General features: G+C 60.3%; 1 protein-coding gene. It reads left to right on the top strand.

Annotation, left to right across the window (positions count from 1 at the left end; genetic code table 11):
* The coding region (locus K7H93_RS15905; RefSeq protein ID WP_230784446.1) for a hypothetical protein at positions 1 to 365 on the top strand (365 nt) is incomplete at its 5' end.
* Positions 366 to 1291: the final 926 nt, after the last annotated feature.

The following is a 1291-nucleotide window of genomic DNA, read 5'->3' as shown; positions in this document are numbered from 1 at the left end:
GTCGTTGGTTCAAATCCAACTCCCGCAACCACCTGGCCCTGAAATCATTATCCAATTTCGCCTCGCTGCTTACAGCGGGGCTTTTTGCGTCTGGCCTCGCAGGCAAAGAACAGGCAGATTTTCGCCGTGCAGAGGTATCGACTGCACTTGTCGGCGCCGGGCACAGAGATGTCCGCTTCAACCAGATGGCAAGAAACCCCATTTGCGTGTTCGCTCAAGGCGTGCGGCACTTTTACAGAGCAGGGCAAGTCCCGTCGATGATGGTCGAGTGCAACTGGCAAGGAGTGCTTTTCCAAGTTTCTGTTCCATGCTTCCGCATAGGGGGGGGTGTGCGTCGGTGCCGCCCAGTTCCTCCTTCGCGCTGACACGTGCCAATACCTGACGGCCATCGTCCCCGAGACGCAACATCCCTCAGGCTGATCCTGACTTGATCACGTGCACGAGGATCGCTCCCGATCGTCGGCTGTGAGAGGATATGCATGCAGGCCTCTCCCGCCGCTGCTTCCGCCGACTCGGGCTCGAGCGCGTTGTGCGCAATCGCTGACCTTTTCGAAGAGCTGCCGCTTTCGGTTTCGCGACATCGCCCTCTCGTGCAAGCTTCGCGAGATGACTGTCGGGCGCGGTGTGACAGAGTGGCCTGGCGGCGGGCCAAGGCTCCGAGCTGTAGGAGGTGACATGCGGGGCTCGAACGCAAGGCTTCGACAGCTGTTGGCACGACGCGGGCGGGCCCATGTCGCGGACTGAGGAGAGAAAGACGCTGACGCCAGGCGAGCATATCCTCAACACCGCCGACGCCGACGCCGAATGCCGCCGCGCATATTCTCGGGCCGATTGTGCGAAGGAAGAGTTGATCCTCCTCATGTGAACACGGTCGCACCCAGGAATGGGAGGGGCACTAGTGACGGATCCGAAGGACATAAGGGCTGGGCAGCTACTGCCCGAGTGAATGGTGCTTTCGCTCGTAATTCGAGAGGCTTTGGTTCTCGAGAAAATCCTCCCCTCTCGCGACCAGCTAGGGCTGATCCGTCAGCGCTTCTCCATGATCGAGTCTGCCTGCAGCATGGGGCGGGCGACGTGCTGAAACTGGCCTCCAACCGAATCGCCTTCTCCTTGGAAGGCGGATGGCGCACAGGATACGGGGCGGGTGCTATCCTGTGCATGAGGCCGGAACGCCCGTTTGTGCGGTGTCACGCGGCGTGTCGTCCTGCCGAAAGGAGGCTGCCAGAGGACGTCTGCGAACTTTTGTCAGAAAAACGCAAAAAACCGTTTGACCGAATCTCTGGTCCCGCCT

The organism is Citromicrobium bathyomarinum, assembly GCF_021021475.1.
GTDB classification, from domain to species: Bacteria; Pseudomonadota; Alphaproteobacteria; order Sphingomonadales; family Sphingomonadaceae; genus Alteriqipengyuania; species Alteriqipengyuania bathyomarina.
Note: the sequence above shows the minus strand (reverse complement) of the source record. Positions and strands in the feature narration are given on the sequence as shown.